This is a genomic window from Rhodococcus sp. 06-470-2, assembly GCF_002258235.1.
Lineage (GTDB): Bacteria > Actinomycetota > Actinomycetes > Mycobacteriales > Mycobacteriaceae > Rhodococcoides.
Window position 1 is genome coordinate 13,662 of the sequence record NZ_NOYB01000033.1, and the last position, 22,246, is coordinate 35,907.

At 65.8% G+C, this 22,246-nt stretch carries 20 protein-coding genes and 1 pseudogene; 5 read left to right on the forward strand and 16 right to left on the reverse strand.

Going from position 1 to position 22,246, the window contains the following annotated elements; all coding sequences use genetic code 11:
- Positions 1-20: 20 nt before the first annotated feature.
- Both CH276_RS18680 and CH276_RS18685 read right to left on the reverse strand, forming a co-directional pair.
- Positions 21-1,595 (reverse strand): Y-family DNA polymerase, encoded by a 1,575-nt coding sequence (locus tag CH276_RS18680; protein WP_094629814.1) that lies wholly within the window; start codon positions 1,593-1,595, stop codon positions 21-23.
- Complete coding sequence (locus tag CH276_RS18685; RefSeq protein ID WP_176459330.1) at positions 1,592-2,404, reverse strand: hypothetical protein; 813 nt, start codon at positions 2,402-2,404, stop codon at positions 1,592-1,594. The genes CH276_RS18680 and CH276_RS18685 overlap by 4 nt, the downstream gene beginning before the upstream one ends.
- A gap of 205 nt (positions 2,405-2,609) precedes the next feature.
- On the opposite strand from CH276_RS18685, the gene CH276_RS18690 reads away from it, so the two are divergent.
- Positions 2,610-3,833, forward strand: a complete 1,224-nt coding sequence (locus CH276_RS18690; protein ID WP_254924055.1) for a serine/threonine-protein kinase — start codon at positions 2,610-2,612, stop codon at positions 3,831-3,833.
- 8 nt (positions 3,834-3,841) lie between these two features.
- Here CH276_RS18690 and CH276_RS18695 read toward each other — a convergent pair whose 3' ends face one another.
- The 7 genes and pseudogenes from CH276_RS18695 to CH276_RS18725 all read right to left on the reverse strand — a co-directional run bounded on the left by CH276_RS18695 (position 3,842) and on the right by CH276_RS18725 (position 9,700).
- The gene (locus CH276_RS18695; RefSeq protein ID WP_032397492.1) at positions 3,842-4,531 is read right to left on the reverse strand and encodes a response regulator; all 690 of its coding nucleotides are present in this window, start codon (positions 4,529-4,531) and stop codon (positions 3,842-3,844) included.
- Complete coding sequence (locus CH276_RS18700; RefSeq protein ID WP_045195882.1) at positions 4,510-5,646, reverse strand: sensor histidine kinase; 1,137 nt, start codon at positions 5,644-5,646, stop codon at positions 4,510-4,512. Before CH276_RS18700 ends, CH276_RS18695 begins: the two co-directional genes overlap by 22 nt.
- Before the next feature lie 7 nt (positions 5,647-5,653).
- Complete coding sequence (locus CH276_RS18705) at positions 5,654-6,355, reverse strand: YqeB family protein (protein WP_230596988.1); 702 nt, start codon at positions 6,353-6,355, stop codon at positions 5,654-5,656.
- Positions 6,356-6,444: 89 nt separating this feature from the next.
- Positions 6,445-7,251: a DNA polymerase III subunit beta gene (locus CH276_RS18710; protein WP_094629817.1), complete on the reverse strand. Its 807-nt coding sequence runs from the start codon at positions 7,249-7,251 to the stop codon at positions 6,445-6,447.
- A gap of 44 nt (positions 7,252-7,295) precedes the next feature.
- Positions 7,296-7,487 (reverse strand): annotated as a pseudogene (locus tag CH276_RS29305) (MerR family transcriptional regulator); the annotation flags it as partial.
- A gap of 66 nt (positions 7,488-7,553) precedes the next feature.
- Positions 7,554-8,201, reverse strand: a complete 648-nt coding sequence (locus tag CH276_RS18720) for a response regulator (protein ID WP_094629818.1) — start codon at positions 8,199-8,201, stop codon at positions 7,554-7,556.
- Positions 8,198-9,700 carry a sensor histidine kinase gene (locus CH276_RS18725; RefSeq protein WP_094629819.1) on the reverse strand — a complete coding sequence of 501 codons (1,503 nt, stop codon included), beginning with the start codon at positions 9,698-9,700 and terminating at the stop codon, positions 8,198-8,200. Before CH276_RS18725 ends, CH276_RS18720 begins: the two co-directional genes overlap by 4 nt.
- Before the next feature lie 150 nt (positions 9,701-9,850).
- Here CH276_RS18725 and CH276_RS18730 point away from each other — a divergent pair, with 150 nt between their 5' ends.
- Both CH276_RS18730 and CH276_RS18735 read left to right on the forward strand, forming a co-directional pair.
- The gene (locus CH276_RS18730) at positions 9,851-11,233 is read left to right on the forward strand and encodes a PspC domain-containing protein (RefSeq protein ID WP_254924056.1); all 1,383 of its coding nucleotides are present in this window, start codon (positions 9,851-9,853) and stop codon (positions 11,231-11,233) included.
- Positions 11,230-11,481, forward strand: coding sequence for a hypothetical protein (locus CH276_RS18735; protein WP_094629821.1), 252 nt, complete (start codon positions 11,230-11,232; stop codon positions 11,479-11,481). Before CH276_RS18730 ends, CH276_RS18735 begins: the two co-directional genes overlap by 4 nt.
- Before the next feature lie 5 nt (positions 11,482-11,486).
- Here the strand turns inward: CH276_RS18735 and guaA are convergent, their stop codons facing one another.
- The 4 genes from guaA to guaB form a co-directional block, all read right to left on the reverse strand.
- The gene (gene guaA / locus CH276_RS18740; protein WP_094629822.1) at positions 11,487-13,076 is read right to left on the reverse strand and encodes a glutamine-hydrolyzing GMP synthase; all 1,590 of its coding nucleotides are present in this window, start codon (positions 13,074-13,076) and stop codon (positions 11,487-11,489) included.
- Between the two features lie 30 nt (positions 13,077-13,106).
- Complete coding sequence (locus CH276_RS18745) at positions 13,107-14,861, reverse strand: FAD-dependent oxidoreductase (RefSeq protein WP_032397498.1); 1,755 nt, start codon at positions 14,859-14,861, stop codon at positions 13,107-13,109.
- 186 nt (positions 14,862-15,047) lie between these two features.
- Positions 15,048-16,187 (reverse strand): GuaB3 family IMP dehydrogenase-related protein, encoded by a 1,140-nt coding sequence (locus tag CH276_RS18750; protein WP_032397499.1) that lies wholly within the window; start codon positions 16,185-16,187, stop codon positions 15,048-15,050.
- Positions 16,188-16,244: 57 nt separating this feature from the next.
- Complete coding sequence (gene guaB / locus CH276_RS18755) at positions 16,245-17,768, reverse strand: IMP dehydrogenase (RefSeq protein ID WP_176459332.1); 1,524 nt, start codon at positions 17,766-17,768, stop codon at positions 16,245-16,247.
- A gap of 298 nt (positions 17,769-18,066) precedes the next feature.
- On the opposite strand from guaB, the gene CH276_RS18760 reads away from it, so the two are divergent.
- The gene (locus CH276_RS18760; RefSeq protein ID WP_032378069.1) at positions 18,067-18,471 is read left to right on the forward strand and encodes a DUF5319 domain-containing protein; all 405 of its coding nucleotides are present in this window, start codon (positions 18,067-18,069) and stop codon (positions 18,469-18,471) included.
- Positions 18,472-18,555: 84 nt separating this feature from the next.
- Here the strand turns inward: CH276_RS18760 and CH276_RS18765 are convergent, their stop codons facing one another.
- The 3 genes from CH276_RS18765 to CH276_RS18775 all read right to left on the reverse strand — a co-directional run bounded on the left by CH276_RS18765 (position 18,556) and on the right by CH276_RS18775 (position 21,101).
- Positions 18,556-19,566: an anti-sigma-D factor RsdA gene (locus CH276_RS18765; RefSeq protein ID WP_052050144.1), complete on the reverse strand. Its 1,011-nt coding sequence runs from the start codon at positions 19,564-19,566 to the stop codon at positions 18,556-18,558.
- Positions 19,559-20,137, reverse strand: a complete 579-nt coding sequence (locus CH276_RS18770) for a sigma-70 family RNA polymerase sigma factor (protein WP_032397500.1) — start codon at positions 20,135-20,137, stop codon at positions 19,559-19,561. Before CH276_RS18770 ends, CH276_RS18765 begins: the two co-directional genes overlap by 8 nt.
- Positions 20,138-20,273: 136 nt before the next feature.
- The gene (locus tag CH276_RS18775) at positions 20,274-21,101 is read right to left on the reverse strand and encodes a hypothetical protein (RefSeq protein WP_254924058.1); all 828 of its coding nucleotides are present in this window, start codon (positions 21,099-21,101) and stop codon (positions 20,274-20,276) included.
- 719 nt (positions 21,102-21,820) lie between these two features.
- Here CH276_RS18775 and CH276_RS18785 point away from each other — a divergent pair.
- A complete protein-coding gene (locus CH276_RS18785; RefSeq protein WP_027496361.1) occupies positions 21,821-22,114 on the forward strand; it encodes a WhiB family transcriptional regulator in 294 nt (97 codons plus the stop codon).
- Positions 22,115-22,246: the final 132 nt, after the last annotated feature.

Genomic DNA, 22,246 nt, shown 5'->3' on the forward strand with positions numbered 1-22,246 from the left:
TCTCGACGGTAGCGGTGCCGCTATTCGTAGATTCCTTCCACCCGCCACCGACCCTCGTCGAACACCAGCAGCAAGGCCCTTTCGTCGTCGAGCACCACCTGGGCTCGCGCCGTCGGACCCGTCGCCGCGTGGCCACTGTCCCACCATCGCTCGTCCACCGGCCACGGCCCGGCCAGACCCGTCAGTTCCCATTCCTTGGTGCCCCAGCGCAATCGCGACGGCGGTGCATCGAACACACCACGATCGGTGACGCCGATTCCGGTTCCCGACCGATTCATCAGCGTCACCGTCGGACGTGTCTCGATCACTGCCGCCGGAGCAGGCTCCGGGAGCCGTCCCGGCCAGGGATCCGACGGATCGGACATCGGCACCAGTTCGTCGCCGAGTGGACGCAGGGTGATCCGTTCGGCCGGCCCGCGGCCGCCGCTGAGCACACCACCGAGCACCGATTCGCCGCCGAGCAGACCCTGCACACGCACCAAGGCCCGACGCGCCCTCTCGTCCTCGTCCCCGACACTGCCCCACAAACCCAGCTGCAGCTCACCGGCGGCCACCACTTCGATGGGTTCGAGCCGTAGCACGGTGATCGCGGACGTCGGCTTGTTCTCGCTGCGCCCGGTGATCCAGCCGTCGAGCTGCCAGCGCACGCGGTCGGCTGTTCCCTCCGGCGTCAACGGCTCGGCGCAGCGCCATATCCGCGACAGATTCTCGCCGTTACCGGTACTGGCGTGCACCAGCAGACGAGTGCACGCAACGGCAGCGGCAGCGAGCTTGGTGTGCAACTGCTCGGCCAACCCGCGCCCGGCGAACGCAGCTGCGTCGACCCGATCGATCGGCGGATCGCACAGGTACTCCACATCCAGGTCCGGCGGCAGAGCCCTGGCCGACGGCGGACGTTCGGGCTCACCTCGAGCACTGCGATGCGCCAACACGGCATCGGTACCGAAGCGCGACGCGACATCCCCGGGAGACAGGGCCGCGAAGTCGCCGATCGTTCGTAGACCCAAGCGTCGCAACAGATCCACCAGCTCACCGCGATCGGCCGCGGACATGCTCGGTTCGGCCGAGAGTTCTGCCACCGGCAACGGTGCGAGAAAGCCTGCACCCCCGCCGCGCGGCACCACCTGCGCATACCGCGCGGCGACGACCGCGGTGGACAGCTCGTCGGCGATACCGATCTGACATTCCACACCGGCAGCCGACGCTTCGTCGATCAACCGTTCCGCGGCCCGATGTTCGGTACCGAAATACCGTCCGACGCCGCGAGCAGAGAGAACCAGCAAGCCCGGTCGCAGCACTTCGACTCCCGGCGCGATGGCGGCGACGGCCGAGACCACGGGCTCGAACAATCGCGCATCACGATCGGTATCGGCGAGAGCGACGTGCACATCCGGGCACCGCGCCTGCGCTTCCCGACGGCGCAGGCCGCGCTTGATACCCGACGCCCGTGCCGTCGCCGAGCACGCGACGACCCGATTGGCCGAGGTGACGACCACCGGATGCGTCGCAGGGAGATCGGCCTGAGCAGCTGCTGCAACAGCGGGCCAATCGGGACACCACAGTGCAAGAACACGGCTGGAACGATCGATGCTCATGTCGAGACCGCGATCGACAACGGATTCTGTTCGCGCTCCTCGGCATGCCACTCGATGCGGCCGTTCTCCGAACGCAGGTCGAGTCGAACGGTGCGGGGCCGCATCGCCTTGCCGCGAGCGCACACCGACAATCGGACGCCGCGTAGTCGGCCGCGGCCCAGCTCCAGGCCCGTGCCGAGGCCGTCGTATCCGTGCACCGATGCGTCCAGTCGTAGCTCTGCCCCGTCCCAGTGCCCATCGGTCACCAGCAGCGTCGACCCCTTGCTCCGCGCTCTGGCCACCACGGCCCTGGCCCGAGTGGGCGAGACCGACAGACCGCCGAGACCGAGTACCACGAGATCGACACCGTCGAGCAGAATGGCCGCCACTTCCACCGGGTCGGGACCGGGATCGGGAATCAGAGCCAGCTTGCTCAGTTGTGCACCCATTTCCACCGCGGCCAGAATTCCGAAACGAGGCTGCCCGATGACGGCGACATGCCCGCCGGCACCGGTCACCGCGGCCACCAACCCGATCAGGAGCGAGCCGGCACCGGAAACCGAGGCCACCGTTCCACGTACCAGTCCACCGTGCGGCAGCACCTCGATCAGCGCGGACGGCACCGGAAGAACGGGCCGCTGACGGGTCGGACGCGGTGTCGACGGTTCCGGGTGCACCGGCTCGACGGGGTCCGAATTCTCGATACGCACCGATGCCGTTTCGCCCCGAGAAGGCACGGCGGCCATCCGGCTACGCAGCAACGCCACACGCTCCGGCAGCGACAACCCGTCGAGCACATCCGGCGTGACGGAAGCTCCCGATACAGTCATGTCACTCCCCTTCGCGGCGTAGAAAATCGAGCCGAAACTTCGGTGTCCGACGAACGCGGGAAGTGGCGTATTCGAACACAATTTCGATCTGCACTCAGTAAAGCCGCTCGGACGGCAACTCGTCAAGGTGATGCCGAAGCCCCTGGTAGATGCCTCCGTCGCTCGGCTGCGGGCACGTCCAGCCATCGTCAACTAACCTGTGGGCGTGACGGATCAGCAGCGTGTTCGACGGGGCGTCGGGCCCGACTACCTCCTGGCAGGCAGATACCGCCTGGCCGGCAAACTCGGCGGTGGAGGCATGGGCGCGGTATGGCTCGCCACCGACACACTTCTGCACCGCCAGGTGGCCGTCAAGCAGGTCACGTCCACCACTCGGTTGACCCCGGAGCAGGCCGTGGAAGTACGTAACCGGGCCATGCGCGAGGGTCGCATCGCAGCCCGACTCTCCAGTCCCCACGCCATCGCGATGCACGACGTCGCTCTCGTCGACGGTGAGCCGTGGTTGGTCATGGAATACCTGTCATCGCGCAGTCTCGCGCAGGCACTCGGCACCACCGATTCGCTACCACCGTTCGAGGTAGCTCAGATCGGCGCGCAGATCGCCGACGCCCTGACCGAAGCGCACGAGGCCGGGATCGTGCACCGAGACATCAAGCCGGGCAACATTCTGATCGCCGATCGCGGTAAGGATCTGGGCATCGTCAAGATCAGCGACTTCGGCATCTCCCGCGCCAAGGGAGACGTCGAAGCAGCCGACGACAGCGTGATCACCGGCACCCCGGCATATTTCGCACCCGAGGTCGCACGCGGACAGGATCCCACCGCGGCCAGCGACGTGTTCTCCCTCGGCGCAACGCTGTACACGGCCATCGAAGGCAAACCGCCGTTCGACATCGATCACGATTCGATCGCACTGCTGCACCGAGTTGCCAAGGGGCAGATCATCGCTCCCACCCGCAGCGGCGATCTCACGGGCCCGTTGCTGCACATGCTCGAACCCGATCCTGCCCGACGCCCCACCATGGCGCAGGCTCGCGACGAGATGATCGTCGCCGCGATCAGCAAGCGCGGCAGCATAGCTCAGCTGCGCGGGGTGCCTCTGACGTCCGCGGACGGCGTGGTCCCGGCATGGGCGAGGCGCTCGACACCGGTCTCCGAATCTCGTCGTCCGTCGAGGGAGTTCGGAAGAACCATCGCGGGCCTGCCGGCCGTGCAACCCGGTGAGAGCCAAGCCAATCCGGTCCCGTCGACGTATTCGCCACCGCCGTTCGATCTACCGCGAAAGAAGAAGAACCCGATCGAGCACGTCCTGATGCGCATCGAGGACGTCGTCGGCGACCGAACGTCGATTCCATCTACCGCGATCCTCGCAGCACTCGTGCTCGCCATCGTGGTCGTTTTCGTTCTGGTGATCGCACTCCTGCTGTAGACGAACCCTCAACGCGACTCGTGCACGACGATCGCGATCTGAACCCTGTTGCTGCACGCCAATTTCGTCAGAATCCGCGAGACGTAGGTCTTCACGGTCGCGACACTCATGTACAACTCGGCACCGATCTCCGCATTGGACTTCCCCGACCCGACAGCACCCGCCACCTCGCGTTCGCGATCGGTCAGGGACTCGAGCAGGGCCCGCGCCCGCGCGGTGGCGGAGTCGTGCGATCGAGCGTCCTGCTCGCGCCAGTGGGCAACCAAGCGTCCGACGGCGGTCGGCGACAGCATCGATTCCCCGGTTCCGACGCGATGCACCGCGTCGACGATGTCCCGCGGCGGCGTGTCCTTGAGCAGGAATCCGTTCGCGCCGACCCGCAGTGCCCGCAGCAGGTACTCGTCGGTATCGAACGTGGTCAACACCACGATGGCAGCCGTGAACCCCTCCGCGCGAAGCATTTCGGTGGCCGCGAGCCCATCGAGGACCGGCATCCGCACGTCCATCAGAACCACGTCGGGAGACAACGCGTGCACTGCCTCGATGCCACTGCGACCGTCGGCCGCCTCACCGACCACCCTGATTCCAGGATCCGAGCTCAGGATCAGCGACAAGCCCGCGCGGACCAACGCGTCGTCGTCGACCAGCAACACCGTGAGTACATCGGGACCGTCGGCTACTTCGGGCACGGCAACCACGCTTCCAGACGGTAGACCACTCCGTCGCCGCGACGCGCGATTCCGTACTCGATTCGTCCGCCTGCCAATTCGACACGTTCGCTCAGACCGATCATTCCCGACCGCGAACCGGGTACTGCCGCGAAACCCTCTGTACCGAGACCGTTTTCGAGCCACACCCGAAGCTCACCACCGGCCGTCGCAAGCCCGCAGCGCACCGGCAGGCCGGGCGCATGCTTTCTGGCGTTGGTCAGACCTTCCTGGATCACCCGATGAACGGTGCGGGAAACAGAGGGCGTCAGCGTTGCGCCGGAAGGCAACTCGTCGACGAACGACACCCGAGTACCGGCCTTCTCCGAATCCTCGATCAGTTCGCCGATGTCCGCCACCCCCGGCTGTGGACGCGCCGAGGCCGCGACACCCGATCGGAGCACTCCCAATATCTCCCGCAGATCCTCCAGGGCACCGTGTGCACCGAGTCTGATGGTCGATGCGATCGCCTCGACCTCTTTCGCACCGACGTCCGGCCGCACCTCCAGCGCTCCGGCATGAAGGCTGACCAACGAGATCCGATGTGCGAGAGCGTCGTGCATCTCGCGCGCGATCCGCTCGCGTTCGAGTCCCCGAACGGTCTCGGCGCGCAGATTCGATTCGTGTTCCGCTCGCTCTGCCCGCTCTCGTAGAGAATCGATCACCTCGCGGCGCGACTTGACGACGATGCCCCACGCGGCCGGGATACTCAGAAAGGCGAGACTGGCCATCGCGGTGTACGCAATCGACTGTTCGACCCACAGAATCGTCCAGATCATCGACGCCGCGAGATGCAGTACCACCACCGCGGTGGTGACCCGCCACGACTTTCGAGTGGCAACGGTGAAGACGGCCACCAACTCGGCACCACCGACAGCGTCGGTCAGGATCGTGCACACCGCCAGCGCTACCGCGATCTCGATCGGCCACCGGCGACGCCACCACAACGACACGGCACCGACAACGCCGACGACGATCGAGACGACCGTTCGCGTGGTGGTCATCCCCTCGGTGCCTGCGGCCACCGACAGCACCAACAGCAGCGCGAACGCGATGGCGGCGACATCCCATGCGCGTTCCCGATGCCGTCGAAGCAGAGTTGTCATCGAACCGTCACGATCGAACCAGGGGACGCCAGTACTGGCTCGTCTTCTTGTCTCGCACCACGACGCCGAGTCGGTCCAGTTCCGTGCGTAATTCGCGCGCATCGGACGCGGCCTTCTTCTTCAGGGCCATCGCGCGGGCTTTGAGCACCGCGTTCACTTCCGGTGCCAAACCGGGAGTTTCGGGTACCCACAGGCGATAGAGATCGGCATAGGGATCGCCGGTCGCGACCGACCAACCTCGCTTCTCGAACGCCGCCTCGATGGCATCACGCTTCTCCTCGCTCGGCACCCGCACCAGCTGACGCGAGGCACCGTCGAGCAGAACCAGTTCCTTGCCGTCCACGAAGACTGTGCCGACCTCGGACTTCGAGATCGTGGCGGTCTCGCCTCTCTCGGTGATACGTACCTGCACCTCCGACACCGCCACCCGTGCAGTGTCGTAGAACGCGGCCGCCACCAGAGCCAGCCCGAGCAGTACTCCCAGCCCGATACAGACGTACCGCACCCACCACTGCGACCACGAAGCGATCAACTCCAGCGGACCCTGAAACGGTATCCAGGTGAGCGACGCTCCCCAGGAAGCCACATAGGGCAGCCCGAACCCCAGTAGTCCCCCGATGATCACGGCACCGGCGATCAGGAAGAGCCGATCGCCGCGGGAGAACCACAGCACCGCCGGTGGCGTCTCCCCGAGCATCTTGTCGTCCATACCCTCACGGTATCGAGAGTGGGAGCAAGTACCCAGTCATCGAAAGTCGATACTTCTGCACCGACTTCCGAACGACCGCCGACCGTCGATCAGCCGAGAACGGGCATCACCAGTGTCGTCAGAGCGCCGTCGACCGCCGACCGCACCAGCATCGGACGGTCAGGAGCGGCGATATCGAGCATCAGGTCCGGTCCGACGGCCGATGCGACCGCAGCCTGCAGGACGGCCGCGTCGAAGAACACCGTCATGTCGGAACCGGTCACCCGAGCGGGGACCGCGACACCCTCGACCGTCAGGCCGTCCTGGCCGGCGTCGATTCGCAGCGTACCGCTGTCGAGAGGAACGAAATCTCGTTGCACCACAACCCTCGTCGCGGTCGGAGCCAGACCGTCGATGATCGTGCGCCAGTCGGGAAAGTCGCCGTCGACCAGATCCACAGTGTGCTGGACGCCTTCGGACTCGAACACCATCGCGTCGTCGGTTGCCGTCAGCACACAGTTTCCCGACGCGGGTAGCGTCCCGAGAGAGCCGACCGATGCGATACGGGACCAGGCTGCGCCGGGTGAGCTCTGTGCCACGAGGCTTCGGGTGGTGAGTCGATACCCATCCGTCGCGGTGAGGGTGACAGTGCCACCGTCCACCTCGACCAGCACACCCCGCAGCACCGGAAACTCCTCGCTCGTTCCGGCTGCAGACGCGACCTGCTCGACCGCAGACGCGAACTCGACGGCAGAAAGTGTTGCTGTGCAATATCTTTCGTCGAACAATCGGCGGATCGAGATCGCGGCCTCGGCGGCTGCCCGCGCGCGTGCGACGAGGTCGTCGACGTGCCGATCCACGATGTCGACCGCTGCAGCTCCGTCGCCGGCGAGTGCGGAGGCCACCTTGTCCAGCAAGGAGTGGAGCCTGCAGGAATGACCATGAAGACAGGCAGACCGATCTCGCGCAGTTGTCGAATGATGTTCGCCCGCTTCGCTTGTGCTCGGGTGTAGTAGCGATAGCCGGACTTCGCGTCGATGAAAGCCGGGACGAGCAGTGCACAGTCGTCGTAGAACCGCAGAGCGCTGGGGGTCAGTCCGCTCGAGCGAGCGAACGCACCGATGGTCAGGAATTCTTCGTCCGAATCAGTCATGGTGAAATCCTGAGGCTTCGGGTTGGTCGAAGGTCAAGCGTGATCCCGTGTCCGGACGTCGGGTGCCTAGTCGATTCGACGCTTGTGCGCCCATCGCGTGAGCGCATTCCTGTTGGACTGCTGAGTCTTTCGGAGAACGTTCGAGGCATGGGTCTCGACGGTCTTGACGGAGATGAACAGATCCTCCGCGATCTCACGATAGGTGTACCCGCGTGCCAACAACCGCAACACCTCCAGTTCACGGGGCGTCAGCGAATCCAGTTCCGGATCCAGCGGGGGCTCCGGGGCAGCGCTGCGACCGGTGAACGAGTCGAGGACGAACCCGGCCAGACGGGGGCTGAAGACGGCATCTCCCCCGGCGACGCGTCGAACACCGTCGGCGAGCTCCGAGCCGGAGATCGTCTTGGTGACGTATCCCCTCGCCCCGGCACGGATGACGGAGATGACGTCCTCGGCGGCATCGGACACACTCAGGGCGAGACAGACCGGCCCCTCGGAGATGCGGTTCAACACCGCGACGCCGCCGCCGTCGGGCATGTGCACGTCGAGCAACACCACGTCCGGCTTCGTCGATTCGATGCCCGAGACCGCCTCGGAGACGCCTCCGGCTTCCCCGACGACGTCGATGTCCGCCTCGCGAGCGAGTTCGGCTCGCACACCGGAACGGAACACCGCGTGGTCGTCGACGAGGAAAACGCGGAAAGGTTCGGTCACGTCGACTGCTCCTGCTGGGTTGATTCGGACGATTCGGTGGTGACGGAGGCTCCGTTGCGAGGCATGAAGATTCGCACTTCGGTTCCCTTGCCGACGGTCGACCGTACCTGCACCGTGCCACCGCGGCGCTCGATGCGTCCCCGAATGGACTTCGCCAGTCCCTGTCGATCCTCGGGTACCTCGGATTCGTCGAAGCCGGTACCGCGATCGCGGACGAAAACGCTGACCTGTTCCGGTTCGGTTTCGGCGAACAGATCGATATTGGTCTCACCGGAATGCTTGGCCGCGTTGACGAGAGCCTCTCGCGTGGCACCCAGCAGCGCGGTGAAGCTCTCACGGGACAGGCCCGACTCGATGTCGTCGGGCAGTAGGTGGACGTCGCCGACAGTGATGGGTCGAACCGTCACGCCGTGCTGATCCTCGACCTCACCGGAGATGGTCTTGAGTGCGTCGGCCAAGCTGGAGTTGTCGGTGTCTCCGCCGTCGAACAGCCATTTGCGGAGTTCGCGCTCCTGCCCGCGCGCCAACCGCATCACCTCGTGCGGCTGATCGGACTGTTTCTGGATCAGGGCCAGTGTCTGGAGCACCGAATCGTGCAGGTGCGAGGCGATTTCCTCGCGCTCGTCGTTGCGGATGCGTGCAGACCGCTCGGCACCGAGCGCGCGCCAGGTGCGCAACCAGATGGGAACCGTCAACAGGCCGACGCCGACGAGAGTGACCACCACCGCCAGCAGTGACGAGCGCAGCGCGGCCAGATCGACGCGGGCGAGCACCACCACGGCGAGGCCGAGCACGATCAACGTCGCTCCGCCGACGACCCTCGCCCAACTCAACACGCTCGGATGCTTGGGCAGGCCGAGAGCAGTTCGTGGTCCCTCGGAGTCGAACTCACGCCAGACCAGGGCTGCACCGATCACCACGACGATGACCGGCACGATGACCGATGCAGCGGTACCGCTGAGCAGCCAGGCGAGCCCGACGGCGAGGCCGAGTCCGATGGCAGCCAACCCGAGCGCACGCTGGCGTTCGGCGGCACTCGGATGCGCAGTGTCCTCGCCCGCGGGCGTGAACATCCAGATCAATCCGTATGCGGCGATTCCGGCACCGGCGGATGCGGCGAGCAGCGCGAACGCCACCCGAACCTTGAACACGTCGACGCCGAGATGGTCGGCGAGCCCGCCTGCCACGCCGCCGACGATGCGTCCGCCGCCGCGGCGTTGGTAGGGGGCAGGAGCGGAGCCTGCAGAAGCGACAGGAAAAGCAGGAGCGGAGCCTGCAGAAGCGACAGGAAAAGCAGGCGCGGAGCCTGCAGGAGTGACAGGAAAAGCAGAAGCGGAGCCTGCTGGAGTGACAGGAAAAGCAGGAGCAAGGCCTGCAGGAGCGATGGGGGGAACGGGGGTGATGGGCACGGCTGACGTGGTGTGGGTTGCCGTCGCGTCGCCTGCCGGGGACGGTGTGTTCCGGGCGGCGTCGACGGGTGGATTGTCGACAGGGTGCACGCCCTCGATCCTGGCACGGATGCGGTGGTGGTCGCATCAGGGTTCGCCCTGATGTTTTTCGCGGCTTTGTCGAGGTGGGCCCGATGTCGGGGACGAAGATCAGGGGTATCCCTGATGTGTTCAGTGGTCGTGGCGGACACGATGGTTGGCATGAGCAACGTGACCGTCTCGGATCAACTTCAGCAGATGTGGCGCACCCGTCCGCACCGCTTGCCGCAACGCGGGCATGTGGCGGGTGTTGCGGCCGGTATCGGCTATCGCTACGACGTCGACCCCGTTCTGATTCGGATCGCGTTCGTCGTCTCCACATTGTTCGGCGGTACCGGCATCGTGCTGTATCTGGCGGCGTGGCTGGTGCTCAGCCGCGCCGGTGACACGGCGTCGGGTGCGGAGTCGCTCGTCGGGCGTGGCAACAGCTCCGATTCGACGACCAAGATGGTGGTCGTGGCGGTGGCATTGGTCATCGCGGTGTCGACGATCGGCCCTGTGGGTGTCGGACTCGGAGGTTCGGGGCTGATCTCTCTGGTGGCGATGCTCGGTGGACTGTGGTTGCTGCACCAACGGTGCCCGGAGCCGCCGCCGTACATGCGGACGGCGGAGTTCTCCCGTAACCGCTACGCCCCCATGCCTTTCGGCTCCAACACGTCGGCAGAACAGTGGACGGCCGCGCAGTATCGTCCGCCGCAGTTCCAGTACGAGCGATACACGCCGTACACGACTCTGCCGAAGAGCTACGTTCCGACTCCGAAGACTGTCGAGTACTCCGGCTCCGACACCGGCACAGACGCGCACACCGTGAACCTGAGCAAGGCAACCGCACCCGTCGAGAAGCCGACCGAGACGCCGACCGACATGCACACCGTGACTCCGCCGTCGTGGGACCCGCTCGGGGTGGCACCGTTCGCCTGGGATCTTCCCGAACCGACCGGGACATTCCCGCCCGCGGCGATCGAACGGAAGCGTCGATCACGGTGGACGGCAAGCTTTCTCGGCCTGGCCCTGCTCGCTGCCGGCATCACCGCGGCGGTCGGTGCCGCAACCGGTGGCGACTGGGCCTCGCCGGGCCGCGTCGGAGCCGTCGCTCTCGCCGTCGTCTCCGTCGGACTCGTGATCGGCGCATTCCTGCGCAAGGGCTACGGATTGCTGGTGATCGCGGCACCTCTGGCCGGCTTCGTCGTCCTGGCCTCAGCGGTCGATCCGATGGACATGGGCGAGAGTGCGTCGGGAACCCAGCGCGTCGCACCGACCGCCGTTGCCGATCTCGCGGACACCTACGACGTCGGTATGGGTGAACTGGACCTCGACCTCACGGGCCTCGCCCTCACCGAGAACCGCACCGTCGAGATCGACGTGGCGCTGGGCAGTGCGTCGGTGACCGTGCCCGATTCGATGAACGTGATCGTGCAGTGCGAGGCGGCGTTGGGTTCGTGCCCCACCGACACACGGTTCGGCCCGGGAACGAGCAGCGATGATCCGGTACTGACGATCGTCGGCGATCTGGCACTCGGCGAACTGAAAGTGGGGAACCGGTGAAGAAGAACGAGACCGACCGTGTCGGCGACTACGACGATCCCTCCGGCGAGAATCGCACTTCGAGCCGACGCGGCCCCTCGGCACTGCTGCTGCTCGCCGGGCTGGCCACCATGGTCGTCTCGGTCGCAGCACTCATCGGCCAGGGAGCGATAGCGGCACTGGGCGACGTCCAGTTCCGCTGGGTGTTCGTCGTCGTCGCGGTGGTGGTCGGCTTCGCGCTACTGCTGGGACCCAGCAAGAAGAGCTGAGTCCGCTACTCCCACTCGATGGTGCCCGGCGGCTTGCTCGTGACGTCGAGAACGACTCGGTTGACCTCAGGAACCTCGTTGGTCACCCGAGTCGAGATCGTTTCGAGCACGTCGTAGGGCAAACGAGTCCAGTCCGCCGTCATGGCGTCCTCGCTCGAGACCGGACGGAGCACGATCGGATGGCCGTAGGTACGGCCGTCGCCCTGCACCCCGACACTGCGTACGTCGGCCAACAGCACCACCGGACACTGCCAGATCTGTTGATCCAAGCCCGCGACCGTAAGTTCTTCTCGGACAATCGAATCGGCATGACGGAGCGTGTTCAGACGGTCGCGGGTGATCTCACCGACGATGCGAATCGCCAGACCCGGTCCTGGGAACGGCTGCCTGCCGACGATGTCCTCGGGCAATCCCAGTTCTCGTCCGACGGCACGCACCTCGTCCTTGAACAGTGCGCGAAGCGGCTCGACCAGGGCGAACTGAAGATCGTCCGGCAGGCCGCCGACGTTGTGGTGGCTCTTGATGTTGGCAGTACCGGACCCGCCGCCGGACTCGACGACATCCGGGTACAACGTGCCCTGCACCAGAAACTGGACCGCGTCGCCGTGCTCGGCGTTCTCGCCCAGCACCTCGGCCACCGCGCCTTCGAAGCTTCGGATGAACTCGCGGCCGATGATCTTGCGCTTCTCCTCGGGGTCCGAGACACCCTCGAGTGCGCCGAGGAAGGTGTCGACCGCATCGACGGTGACCAACTTGGCACCCGTCGCGGCGACGAAATCCTGCTGCACCTGCTCACGCTCGCCGGCGCGCAGTAGTCCGTGGTCGACGAAGACACAGGTCAGACGGTCACCGATCGCCCGCTGCACCAGCGCCGCCGCCACTGCGGAGTCGACGCCGCCCGAGAGGCCACAGATGGCCTTGCCCGTCGGGCCGACCTGCTCCTGCACGGCGTCGACCAGAGCGTCGGCGATGTTGGCTGCAGTCCAGTCCGGCGCAATACCCGCCGTCTCGTGCAGGAATCGGCTGAGCACCTGCTGCCCGTGCGGGGAGTGCAGAACCTCGGGGTGATACTGCACGCCCGCCATACGCTTGCCCTCGTTCTCGAAGGCAGCGACCGGCGCGCCTGCGCTGGTGGCGGTGACGGTGAAGCCCTCCGGGGCCGCGGTGACGGCATCACCGTGACTCATCCAGACCGGCTGCGTGGCGGGCAGACCGTCGTGCAGACGACCGCCGTCCACGCTGAGTTGGGTGCGGCCGTATTCCCGCGTTCCGGTGTGTTCGACGGTTCCGCCGAGGGCCTGGGCCATGGCCTGGAATCCGTAGCAGATGCCGAACACGGGGATGCCGAGGTCGAGGAGCGCGGAATCGAGCTCGGGCGCACCCTCTGCGTAGACGCTGGAGGGTCCGCCGGACAGAACGAGCGCGACAGGGTCCTTCGCCGCGATCTCCTCGGCAGTGGCGGTATGCGAGATCACCTCGGAGTACACATTGGCCTCGCGCACACGGCGGGCGATCAACTGCGCGTACTGGGCGCCGAAATCGACGACGAGAACCGGGCGTGCGTGTGCGGGATCGTGTGCAGAGGAGTCGGTCACCGGGTCAGTCTAGTGGGACTGCCGCAGTGGTCATGCAACACCCGAATGCTCGACTGGCATCGCCGACGAACCCGACCGGATCTCGACGATCGGCAGTCGCAGACCACCCGGAGCATCCACCGGCACGACCGGGGAGTTCGGGGCGATCGGATCGAGGCGCTGGTACGGCAACCCCTGCGCCGGACGGAGATCCAGCTCGCCCTTGTTCGGCCACAGCGCGGCCGAACGCTCGGCCTGCGCGCTGATCGTCAGCGACGGGTTGACTCCGAGGTTGGCCGATACGGCAGCGCCGTCGACCACACTGAGCGTCGGGTAGCCGTGGACGCGGTGGTACGGATCGATGACGCCGTGCTCGGGATCCGAGGCGATCGCGCAGCCACCGAGGAAGTGGGCCGTGAGCGGAATGTTGAACAACTCTCCCCACGTACCGCCTGCCACACCACCGATCTTCTTGGCGATGCGTCGGGTGGCGTCGTTGCCCTCCGGGATCCACGTCGGGTTGGGCTCACCGTGCCCCTGCTTGCTCGAGATCTTGCGGCCGAAGGCTCCGCGCTTGGTGAACGTGGTGATCGAGTTGTCCAGGTTCTGCATGACGAGCGCGATGATGGTGCGCTCGCTCCAGTGCCGGACGTTGACGACGCGGACGAACTGAATCGGATGAGCGATCATGGCGAACACGAATTTGAGCCACCGCGGGATCCTTCCGCCGCCGTCGGTCATCAGTGTCTGCAGCATGCCCATCGCGTTCGAGCCCTTGCCGTACCGGACCGGTTCGATGTGTGTGCTGGGACTGGGGTGGAACGAGGACGTGATGGCCACACCGTGCGTGAGATCCATGTTCGGATCGACCGCCAGCTTCGCGGCCCCGACGATCGACTCGGAGTTGGTGCGGGTCAGTTCCCCGAGCGTGTCCGACAGACGGGGCAGCGCACCCGTGTCCTTCATCTTGTGCAGCAGGTTCTGCGTACCCCAGGTGCCCGCAGCGAGAACCACATTGGCCGCACTGTAGGTCTTGCGGCCCTTGCGCAGCCGGGCACCGGTTCGTTCGGTGTCGACGTCCCAGGTCCCGTCGGATCGGGGAACGAGACCGGTGACGGTCGTCATCGGAACGATCTCGGCTCCTGCGCGCTCGGCCAGGCCAAGGTAGTTCTTGAGCAGGGTGTTCTTGGCTCCGTGGCGGCAACCGGTCATGCACTCGCCGCATTCGATGCATCCGGTGCGCTCGGGGCCTGCTCCGCCGAAGTACGGGTCCGGGACCGTCTTGCCCGGTTCTTCGCCGAAGAACACTCCCACCGGTGTCTGGATGAAGGTATCGGCGACACCCATGTCCTCGGCGACCGACTTCATCACCTCGTCGGCGGGGGTCATGTGCGGGTTGCGGACGACACCGAGCATGCGGGTGGCCTGGTCGTAGAACGGGGAGAGCTCACTGCTCCAGTCGGTGATGTGCGCCCATTGCTTGTCCTCGAAGAACGGTGCCTGGGGCTTGTAGAGGGTGTTCGCGTAGTTCAGCGAACCGCCGCCGACTCCGGCACCGGCGAGGATGAGGCAGTCGCGCAGCAGGTGCACCCGCTGGATGCCGTAGAGGCCGAGCTTCGGTGCCCACAGGAAGCGCTTGAGATCCCAGCTGTTCTTCGCGAAGTCCTTGTCCTCGAAGCGTTGTCCGGCTTCCAGGATGCCGACGCGGTATCCCTTCTCCACCAACCGAAGCGCGGTGACGCTTCCGCCGAAGCCCGAACCGACGATCAAGACGTCGTAATCCGTTGCGCGAACAGCTGAACCCATGGTGACCTCCGCTACATCCGATGCTGTCGAACAGTATGCACACCCCCATGTGACTACCGCCACAACCGATTCTAGCTGTTACGAGAGGTACCACCAACACAGGGTCGGCTTACGTGGACGACATGCAGCAGAAAGGGCGCGCCCCCCTGAGTGAAAGGAGTACGCGCCCTGTCGGAGCAGAGTCGATCAAGCCCTGACGTTCAGGCCCACCTTCTGGAATTCCTTGAGATCGGAGTACCCGGACTTCGCCATCGACCGACGCAGCCCGCCGACGAGGTTGATCGAGCCGTACGACTCACGCGACGGTCCGTTGAGCACCTGATCCAGGCTCGGCCGCTCCCCCGCCGACATCGGCAGCAGCGCCCCGCGCGGCATGGACGGATGCGCCGCGGCCGACGGCCAGTACCAACCTCCGCCGGGAGCCTCCGCGGCGACGGCAAGCGGAGCACCGAGAACCGCAGCATCGGCACCGCAGGCGATGGCCTTGGCGAGGGCACCGGAGGTGGTGATGTCGCCGTCGGCGATGACGTGCACGTAGCGCCCGCCGGTTTCGTCCAGGTAGTCCCGACGTGCCGCGGCCGCATCGGCGATGGCGGTGGCCATCGGAACGCCGATGCCGAGCACCTCACCGGTGGTCGTGCCACCTTCGACCGAGCCGTAACCGACGATGACGCCTGCAGCGCCGGTGCGCATCAGGTGCAGCGCGGTGCGGTGATCGCTCACGCCGCCTGCGATGACGGGAACATCCAGCTCCGCGATGAAGGTCTTGAGGTTCAGCGGCTCGTCCTCACCGTGAGCCACGTGCTCGGCGGAGATGATCGTGCCCTGGATGACCAGCAGATCGAGACCCGACGCCACCAGGGCGGGGGTGAGCGAGCGAGCGTTCTGCGGGCTCACCCGAACGGCGACGGTCACCCCGGAGTCACGGACCTGACCGACGGCCGCGGCCAGCAGATCCGGCCGAAGCGGTGCCGCGTGCAGTTCCTGCAGGAAGGCGATAGGTGCGTCCGGATCGAGATCGGTCTCGGCGATGTGGATCAGCTGATCGAGCTTCGCCTGCACGTCCGCGTGGCGCGCCCACAGTCCTTCACCGTTGATGACACCCAGCCCACCCTGGCGACCCAGCTCGATCGCGAACTCGGGCGAGACCAGAGCATCGGTCGGATGCGCCAGAACGGGAATGTCGAAGCGGTACGCATCGAGCTGCCATGCCGTCGACACCTCCTTCGACGACCGGGTACGACGGGACGGCACGATGTCGATGTCGTCCAGCTGGTAGGTGCGGCGGGCTTCTCTGCCCATGCCGATTTCAACGAGGTCGCGCACGCGCGCACCTTTCTACTTCGAGAGCGAATCGAATCGGCCGAGGAAGGGCCGAGGCGACTATCGGGTGGTGTAGTTCGGGGCCTCTGCGGTCATCGTGATGTCGTGCGGGTGGCTCTCCTTGAGCCCGGCCGCAGTGATCTGCACGAACTGAGCCTTCTGCAGGTCCTCGATCGAGGTGGAACCGGTGTACCCCATCGCAGCGCGCAGACCACCGGTGAGCTGGTGGATGACCTGGGTCAACGGACCGCGGTACGGGACGCGACCTTCGATGCCCTCGGGCACCAATTTGTCCTCGGCCAGCACGTCGTCCTGGAAGTAGCGGTCCTTGGAGAACGACTTCGCTCCCCCTCGCCCCTGCATCGCGCCGAGCGAACCCATGCCGCGGTAGCTCTTGAACTGCTTGCCGCCCACCAGAATCAGCTCGCCCGGCGACTCTGCGGTTCCGGCCAGCAACGATCCGAGCATGGCGGTCGACGCACCCGCAGCGAGCGCCTTGGCGATGTCGCCGGAGAACTGCAGACCGCCGTCGGCGATGACCGGCACACCGTGTGGCTTGCACGCCGCGACGGCTTCGAGGATGGCGGTGATCTGCGGAGCGCCGACGCCTGCGACAACGCGGGTGGTGCAGATCGATCCAGGCCCGACGCCGACCTTGACCGCGTCCGCACCCGCCTCGACGAGGGCGAGTGCGCCCGCTCGGGTGGCCACGTTGCCGCCGACGACCTGTACGCGGTCGCCCACCTCGGCCTTGAGCTTGCTGACCATCTCGAGTACCTGCGAATTGTGGCCGTGCGCGGTGTCGACGATGATGACGTCCACCCCGGCGTCGGTCAGAGCCATCGATCGAGCCCAGGCGTCCTGCCCGACGCCCACCGCGGCACCGACCAGCAGGCGACCGTCACGGTCCTTGGTGGCATCGGGGTGCTGCTCGGTCTTGACGAAGTCCTTCACGGTGATCAGGCCGGTGAGCGCGCCCTTGCCGTCCACGATCGGCAGCTTCTCGATCTTGTGGCGACGCAACAGACCGAGCGCCGCTTCCGCGGTGACGCCCTCCTGCGCGGTGATCAACGGCGCCTTGGTCATGACGTCGGCGACGCGGCGGTTCTGATCGACCTCGAACCGCATGTCGCGGTTGGTGATGATGCCGACCAGCGCACCGGTCTCGTCGGTGACCGGAAGACCGGAGATCCGGAAGCGCGCACACATGGCGTCGACCTCGGCCAACGAGTCGGTGGGCTTGCAGGTGACGGGGTCGGTGACCATCCCGGCCTCCGAGCGCTTGACCGTCTCGACCTGCGACGCCTGATCCTGCAGCGACAGGTTGCGGTGCAGCACACCCATACCGCCGGCGCGGGCCATGGCGATGGCCATCCGCGCCTCGGTGACGGTGTCCATGGCGGAGCTGACCAGCGGTACCCGCAGGCGGATCTCGCGGGTGATCTGGCTCGAGGTGTCGACCGAGCTGGGAATCAGATCCGAAGCGGCCGGCAGCAGCAGGACGTCGTCGAACGTGAGGCCGAGCATCGCGACCTTGTTGGGATCGTCGCCGCCTGTGCGGACGTGGGCTCCGGGACTACTCATACGAATCTGGCCCTCCCTAGAGCCTGGTTGCACTTCGGCGCGGCGTGCGGCCGGTGAGAGCTCGCAGGCGCACCGCAATGCGGTGTTGGAGAACGGATGGAGTTTCGGCACTTGCACTCATCTGTTCAGCGCCGTGAACCATGGTATCGGCTAGGGCACAACCAGTGCGAATGCCTCCCGCTGTGAGTGGCTTCGAGCACCGAAATCGCAGTCCGCAGCATTGTCGGCGGCGGGCGCGTCCGGCATGTCGCATTCGAACGGCTGGCGCAGACCCACAAGTCCTGCGTACCGTGGAGGCGTGCGCGATCAACTGCCTCCCGGTCTACCCCCGGATCCGTTCGCCGGAGACCCAGCCGACCCGTCGGCCGCCCTCGACGCCATCGAGCCAGGCCAACCCCTCGATCCTCAGGAGCGCCTGGCCGTCGAGGAAGACCTGGCGGACCTGGCTGTCTACGAGGCACTGCTCGGCCACCGCGGCATCCGCGGACTGGTCGTGTGCTGCGAGGACTGCCAGCAGGACCACTACCACGACTGGGACATGTTGCGGGCGAACCTTCTGCAGCTTCTGGTCGACGGAACCGTCCGTCCGCACGAGCCCGCCTACGACCCCGTCCCCGACGCCTACGTGACCTGGGATTACTGCCGCGGGTTCGCCGACGCTTCGATGAACGACGCGTTGCACGGCGACGGATTCGACAGCTGACCCTTTCCGCATCTACACACGAAGAAGCCCGACACGATCATCGTGTCGGGCTTCTTCGTCGTTCGGTGGGGAATCGAAACCCGGTCAGCTGCCGCCGGACGGAACCGACATGCGGTCGCGGTTCTCCGACGAACTGCCTCCAGCGGTCGCTGTCGGCTGATCGGGCTCCTGAACCACCGTCGGCGTGACATCGGTGGTCGTCGTCGGACTCGGGGTCGTCGTGGTGGGCGGAACCACGGGTGTCGTCGTCGGAGCCGGAGTGATCGGCACACCCGTGGTGTCGGGTGCGACCTGATCCACCGGAGCCTGTGGCAACACGACCTCCGAGCTGGGCACCGGAGCCGGGATCACATCGGCAGGCGGCGGGACGGGCGCGGGCAGCGTCAGAGCCTGCAGTTCCTGCAGCAGACGCGCCAGCCACTGATCGAGCTCGGCTCGCTGCGCGTCGTCGAGCACAGCGGAACTGCTGTTCGACGCACCGTCGAGCAGTGCGCGAGCGGCAGTGGTGTCCCCGGAGGACAGAAGATTTTCCGCCTCCTGCAGTTTGGACGTCGTATCGATCTGCGCCACGGTCGAATCGGCCTGCTCGGAGAAGACGACCGACTTGACGCTCCACAGCGGATCGTCCGGTGTCGAGTTGTACGAGATGACCACCAGGCCACCCATCACGACGGCGATCGCGGCTGCGGCACCGGCGATGGGACGCAACAAACGCATCCGTCCACCGCGGTTGGCCGAGCTCGAGCGAGCCATGTCGGCGGCGAGCTTCTCGCGTTCGACCGACGCGACGACCACGTCGAGGGAGGGTCCGGCCGGCATCGCCGGCGTGACCACGTCTGCTCGCCAATTGGCCAACAGTAGGGCGAGTTGGTACTCGTCTGCGTCATCGGTGGCAATCGGTCCGTCACCACTGATCGCGTCGATGAACGCATCGTCACGACGTACGGCGACGAGGTCCACTGGACCACCGTCTGCGCCGATGTCGGCATAGGGATCGTTCTGCTTCGGTCCAGTGGAGTTCACGTGCTCACCGATACGCGAGATTCCGCGACGCGGGGTCTCACCGGGGCCACCGTGACCATTGTCCCTAGCCATACATTTCACCTGCTCTCACAACTTCGTTCTTCAGTTTTGCGATAGCTCGGTGCTGAGCCACGCGGATAGCGCCTGCAGTGCTGCCGACGGCGGCTGCTGTTTCCTCGGCCGACAATCCGACTATCAGTCGGAGCACCAGAATCTCGCGGTGCTTGGCGGGCAAGGTGTCCAGCAGTGCAGTCATCTGTCGACTCGACTCGGATTCGAGAGCGCGTTGCTCCGGTCCGTGCTCCATCGACACGACATCTGGTACTTCGGCGGCCGGGTCCGATTTGTTACGCGAGGCGCTGCGATGGGCGTCGGCGACCTTGTGAGCCGCGATGCCGTACACGAATGCCATGAACGGACGACCTTGGTCCTGGTATCGCGGCAAGGCGGTCATGACTGCCAAACAGACCTCCTGCGCCACGTCGTCGGCCGAAAGCTGACCGCGTTCGGCCGAACCGACCCGTGCCCGGCAGTACCGAACGACGAGTGGTCGGATGAACTCCAAGACCCGGGACAGAGCCAGTCGATCGCCTTGCGCTGCGGCAACGACGAAAGAGTCAAGCTCCTCACCCGCACTGTTCATCGTCGACAAATTTCCCCGCGTTACAGGTACGCACCCGCCTGGGAGCGCTTCCACGTGGTGGTGGAACGAGACCAAGGATAGCGACACCACCCGGTCACAACCGAACCAATCGGTCCGACTCCGACCCAGGTCCTGGTCAACCGACCGTCGAACCACCCAGGCGATCGATGGCGGCAGCCAAGTCGCCGGAGGCGATCATCCCGGCATCGACCCCGCCTGTTCCCTCGAAGAGCATCGTGGCGGCCCAGCGCAGGGGTAGCAGACCTGCCATCTCCGCAGCACAGGCCACCTGGACGGCCGACTCACGGGCACGGGAGGTCTCACCGGCACAACTCAGTGCGGCCGCAACCACCAGGTCGGTCTTGACGATGTGCCGTAACGAATCGGCATCTTCGGCGAGAGCTCGAGCGGCCTCGGCGTGTCGGACTGCCTCGGGTCCGTCGCCGCGCATCATCGCCAACTCGGCCGCCACCCACGCCGCCCGCAGTGCCGGGCGCCACGATCCCCGACCGACGTGGCCGTGCCGCTGGCCCGCACTGCGGGCCAGGAGGGTGTCCGCGAGGTGAAACCGTCCGCTTCCCAATGCATCTGCGGCCAGGCCGGTCAGCGCATCGCTACGGGCCTGAACGGAGTCCTCGGATTCCGACGGCCCTACGAGACCGACGAGAATGACAGCCATGCCGTCGAATCGGCGGGCTCGCTCGTGTTCGCCCACCTGACGCAGCCACGACGCTCTGGTCGAGGCGTGCAGCGACCGAAGTTCCGGGCCACGGGGCCGATGCCTCCGAAGCTCGATTTCGGCGGCGCTGTATCGACCCTGGCCCGCCAACGCGACACTGCGAAACCAGCTCTCTCGCGAATCGGTGGCGGCCGGGAGCGGAAATCGGCCGGGGTTGCTGCCGAAGGCAGCGTCGAAGAGTTCGGACTGCGTCGCGGTGAACAGCGAGCTCTGCTCTGATGGCACGGACGCAAGGGTAGGGCCTGAGCCTGCGCCGAACCGCGCCCGAGTCCTACCGATTCGTGGCGACGTTATTACGTGGGGCGAATTCGCTATCGGACCGAAAGGGGCATCGGCGCATCGTTTCCTGTGCGCAGAAAGCAGTTTTCAAGGAATTAACAATGTGAACACGGGCCGATTCGAAGACGAGAATCTGAACGCTGTGTGGCGAATAGGTTAATCGGCACACTCGATCGCTCATTCGGCTCACGACGCACAGCCTGCCGAATCCGCGCCCACTCGAACGTCGCCCCGCGATCCACGCGATCGTCTCGGACACTCCGTGCGGGCTCGGTCGAGGGAACCGACGTCGAGCCCGAGGTGTTGATCCGGACTACGCTCGGCACCACCGACACTGCTGTGATCAGCAGAAATACCGACAACAAGGTTCCGGTCGGATCCAGCTGGAGTCTCGTCGAACCGCCGCGGGACGTCTGCGTCGGAGCGCACCGCATCGGCAGCCGCACAGCCTGTGCACTCTCATCGTCTCGCGTGTCGGCGGATTCTTCAACAGGAAGGACACGCATGCGGGTGAGTCGAAGTAAATATCGCCCGTGTTAATTCTTTGCCCCATAACTATGCATTTGCCCACGACAGAGAACTATTGACTCGATTTCGTCGATCCACATAACGTTGTCGACATTCGGATCACGAATCCGAGAAGCCACACCACCCTAGGAGTTTCCATGCCGCAGCCGAATCACCTCCCTGGGCCGAACGCCGACATTTGGGATTGGCAGATGCACGGCCTGTGCCGTGGCGTCGATTCGTCCATGTTCTTCCACCCGGACGGCGAGCGGGGCCGGGCACGAGCACAGCGCGAGATGCGAGCCAAGGAAATGTGCCGCAGCTGCCCCGTACTCGCTCAATGCCGTACACACGCTCTCAACGTCAGCGAGCCCTACGGGATCTGGGGCGGGATGTCCGAGACCGAGCGGGAACTGCACGCTCGTCACAATCGCCGCCGCATCGCGGTGTAGTCACCCCAACACGAGAAAGCCCCCCAACCCGTTGGCGGATTCTAGGGGTCCTCGCAACACCTGATGGTCAGATGCCTGTCAGTAGATCACGTAAACGCTCGGCTGGAGTTTTCCAGCCGAGCGTTTTGCGTG